General features: G+C 42.8%; 4 protein-coding genes. 3 read left to right on the top strand and 1 reads right to left on the bottom strand.

Features of this window, described 5'->3' with window-relative positions; all coding sequences use genetic code 11:
- Positions 1 to 89: 89 nt before the first annotated feature.
- Positions 90 to 470 (bottom strand): hypothetical protein, encoded by a 381-nt coding sequence (locus DP117_RS37435; protein ID WP_339381151.1) that lies wholly within the window; start codon positions 468 to 470, stop codon positions 90 to 92.
- 287 nt (positions 471 to 757) lie between these two features.
- Between DP117_RS37435 and DP117_RS33740 the strand changes: the two genes are divergently transcribed.
- From DP117_RS33740 to DP117_RS33750, 3 genes are all read left to right on the top strand, one after another.
- Positions 758 to 1,018 carry a helix-turn-helix transcriptional regulator gene (locus DP117_RS33740; RefSeq protein ID WP_169222509.1) on the top strand — a complete coding sequence of 87 codons (261 nt, stop codon included), beginning with the start codon at positions 758 to 760 and terminating at the stop codon, positions 1,016 to 1,018.
- Between the two features lie 569 nt (positions 1,019 to 1,587).
- On the top strand, positions 1,588 to 2,121 hold the full coding sequence (infC, locus tag DP117_RS33745; protein ID WP_169222510.1) for a translation initiation factor IF-3: 534 nt from the start codon (positions 1,588 to 1,590) through the stop codon (positions 2,119 to 2,121).
- A gap of 291 nt (positions 2,122 to 2,412) precedes the next feature.
- On the top strand, positions 2,413 to 3,585 hold the full coding sequence (locus tag DP117_RS33750; protein ID WP_169222511.1) for a pyridoxal phosphate-dependent aminotransferase: 1,173 nt from the start codon (positions 2,413 to 2,415) through the stop codon (positions 3,583 to 3,585).
- Positions 3,586 to 3,682: the final 97 nt, after the last annotated feature.

Below are 3,682 nucleotides of genomic sequence, written 5' to 3' on the forward strand. Positions count from 1 at the left end.
TACGAGTAGACATTGTTAGTGGTTGTCCATTTTTGTCTATGAAAAATGAAGCGGGCGTAAATTGCTGAATGCAGCAAAGAGATAACGGACTATTGCACCAAAATTGAACGTATCAAAATGCTCATAACCTCGCCTGTCCTGCCAGTTGGCACAAGGGGACTCCAATCACCAATTGAAGCGTATTTGAGTTGATGCAGAACGCGAATAGTGCTCTTTACAGCCTTGGGAGAACCAACCAGTGTATGTCTGATAGGTTCTCTTTCTGGGGATGCTTGAGAGTTAGTTTGATTGGGGATGGGTGTATTTGGGTTGTCAGCACTGGACAAAAAGCCTTGAGTTATCGATTGTAAGGAATAATTTGCACCATATTTCGGTGCCACCGCGCTCTTGAGCGCTTGCACGTATTGTTCTAACTCCAATTGAGTAATGACTTGTTCGTCATATCCGAACGCTTGTACTTGTGTCATCATTATATTTGTCTCCCAATATGGGGGTTTACAAAGCGATCGCACCTCCAATTGGTCCTGGAAACGTTAAGCGTTTGCGTAGCGCCCCCGAACGGGGCTAGCTCTGCCGTAGGCAATCGCTCTTTGTTTTTGGCAAATTTTGTTTACTCTGTATTTAGTCTACGCGACACGTATCTTTGCGTCAAGCGTAGATTTTAAAACTTCTCAATGTTAAAAAACTACTTGTCATGCTAAAAGATGACAAGTAGAGAAATCTACGCCTAATAGCTTCTAAACTGGGGATGTAGTATATGTCCGCAGAAAAAGTGATTCGCTGGAAATTAAACGAAGTAATGGCGCGAAAACGAGTCAAGAACAAAGACTTAGCAGAAGCGCTGAGTATAACTGAAAATTCGGTCTACAGACTTCGCAAGGTTGACGAAATGCCTAGGTTGACGCCTGAAAGGCTGAACGGCATTTGTGCTGCATTAAACTGCCAACCAGGCGAGCTTTTAATATATGAACCAGATAATAGCGGCGACAAAATAGTTTCCATTGTGAATGTAGCATGAATGCGATTGCCCAAGGGGTTGGGCTGTTGCAGAAGAACGCCCTGAAATTGTTCATTTTTGCGGACATGGCGTAGAGGATGGCAGTTTGGTGTTAGAGGATGATGGGGGGAACCACAAACCCGTATCACCACAGGGTTTAGCATCACTATTTAAGTTGCACGCTGATTATGTGAACTGCGTACTGCTTAACACTTGCCATTACCAATTGTTATGATACACAGATTTTACCTGCGCTGCTGCTACGCACTCGATTCATGAACTGTACTGTATTATAGAAAACTTCTGTTTTTGAGTTTCACTGAAATGCCAAAATGTCAATGTTTTTTTGAAAAGTGTTACAATGATTAAAAATTGCGACTATTGTGTAACTTAGATTAACGATTGAACAGAAATCCTTTCAAAATGAGTAGAATAGCAGATACAACGAAGACGATGAGACTGCTCTATGGATTCGTTACCCTAGAACTATAGTTTCCTATTCGAGTCCTCAGTTATTTTAGTATTTTGCATCTGAGGCATACAACAACCAACCAAGCCACTTTCTTAACAAACAGCTCCCACAAATCATAATGTCAGTGATTGAAAGAAAAAGAAATCGCGACCTGCCTCAAATTAACGAACGAATTCGCTTCCCGAAAATTCGGGTGATTGATACCGATGGCTCTCAGTTGGGAATCTTGACCCCACAAGAAGCATTACAACTAGCAGAGGAAAAAGAGCTGGACTTAGTGCTACTAAGCGACAAAGCTGAACCACCGGTTTGTCGGATTATGGACTATGGGAAATACAAGTTTGAGCAAGAGAAGAAAGCACGGGAAGCCAGGAAAAAGCAGCACACCGCTGATGTCAAAGAAGTGAAGATGCGTTACAAGATTGAAGAACACGATTACAATGTACGCGTCAAGCAAGCAGAGCGTTTTCTTAAAGATGGAGATAAAGTCAAAGCAACTGTGATGTTCAGAGGTCGAGAAATCCAGCACAGCGACATGGCAGAACAATTGCTCAAGAAAATGGCGACTGATTTAGAGGCCTTTGGTGAAGTTCAGCAAATGCCCAAAAAAGAAGGGCGAAATATGATGATGCTCATCTCACCCAAAAAGTAATCAAGAAATAAGCAAACTTAGCAAATAGGATCTGGGGGGAAATTTCTGTTCAGGAGTTTCCCCCACACTCTCAATAAGCTTGGTGACAAGCACCTGGACAAAAACCCGGTTTCTTTAAGAAACCGGGTTTCTAAGCACGCGAACAACTCTTAAGCGAACCTCCACGCCTACGCTACAAATTGCGCCGTCAGGCGTACCGCAGACAAGAAGCCCGCAACTACGAACAACAAGAGGGTTTTCATTTTGTTACGAACTTGTGCAATCCTGTACTTAGCTTCAATGTGATACTTTATGGAATCTCTTATCTCTCGGATGCAGGCGGTACAGTCGCCCATTATTCCTGTTGTCGGGGAACTGATTAAAAGCTGTCCTGGTACAATCTCTCTAGGACAAGGTGTTGTTTCTTATAGTCCACCACCCGAAGCCATAGAACATTTGCCCAAATTCCTTGCTGAACCAAAGAATCATTTATACAAAGCTGTTGAGGGAATTCCTTTACTACAAACTGCACTAGCTACAAAATTACAAGCTTTTAACGGTATTGAAATCAATGAGGACAACTGCATCGTTGTGACTGCAGGTAGCAATATGGCGTTTATGAACGCTGTTCTAGCGATCACTTCGGTGGGAGATGAAGTGATTCTCAATACGCCTTACTATTTCAATCATGAAATGGCGATTACTATGGCGGGTTGTCGTCCGATACTTGTGAAGTGCGATGAAAATTACCAACTGCGTCCAGAGGCGATCGCCTCTGCAATCACTCCCAAAACACGAGCAGTGGTGACGATTTCCCCAAATAATCCTACAGGAGCTGTGTATTCAGAACAAGCGTTGCGGTTCGTAAATCAAATTTGTCGCGATCGCGGTATCTACCACATCAGCGATGAAGCTTATGAATACTTTACCTACAACGGAGTGAAACATATTTCTCCCGCTGCTTTTGCTGGAAGTCACAAGTACACGATTTCTCTTTATAGTCTTTCCAAGGCTTATGGTTTTGCAAGCTGGCGTATTGGTTACATGGTTATTCCTAAACACCTGCTTGTCCCGGTCAAAAAAGTTCAAGATACGATTCTGATTTGTCCGCCTGTGATTTCCCAGTATGCAGCTTTGGGGGCGTTGCAGGCGAAAGAAGATTATTTGAAGAATCATATTGGGGCGATCGCCCAAGTAAGACAAGTCGTACTTGATTCCCTCAACAGCTTACAAAACTTGTGTACCATTGCTCCTGCTGATGGTGCTTTCTATTTTTTCCTGAAAGTTCATACTCAATTAGATAGCTTTGAACTAGTCAAACGACTCATCCGCGAATATCAAGTAGCAGTCATTCCTGGTACAACCTTTGGGATGGATGATGGATGCTATCTCCGCGTCGCCTACGGTGCGCTACAAAAAGAAACCGCAAAAGAAGGAATTGAGCGCTTGGTGAGGGGTTTGCAAAAAATATGCAAGGTGCATTAACGCAGTGCGACACACTACCTTTAAACTATAAATCAGTAAAAAAAACAATATCATGTTCGGATAAACACTTATAAAAAAAACTACCTCTCCCCAACCC

This window comes from Brasilonema sp. UFV-L1, from assembly GCF_012912105.1.
GTDB lineage: Bacteria > Cyanobacteriota > Cyanobacteriia > Cyanobacteriales > Nostocaceae > Brasilonema.

Coding starts and splice junctions, on each gene's coding strand:
- DP117_RS37435 (WP_339381151.1), bottom strand. CDS start 470: ATGATGACACAAGTACAAGCGTTCGGATATGACGAACAAGTCATTACT.
- DP117_RS33740 (WP_169222509.1), top strand. CDS start 758: ATGTCCGCAGAAAAAGTGATTCGCTGGAAATTAAACGAAGTAATGGCG.
- infC (WP_169222510.1), top strand. CDS start 1,588: ATGTCAGTGATTGAAAGAAAAAGAAATCGCGACCTGCCTCAAATTAAC.
- DP117_RS33750 (WP_169222511.1), top strand. CDS start 2,413: ATGGAATCTCTTATCTCTCGGATGCAGGCGGTACAGTCGCCCATTATT.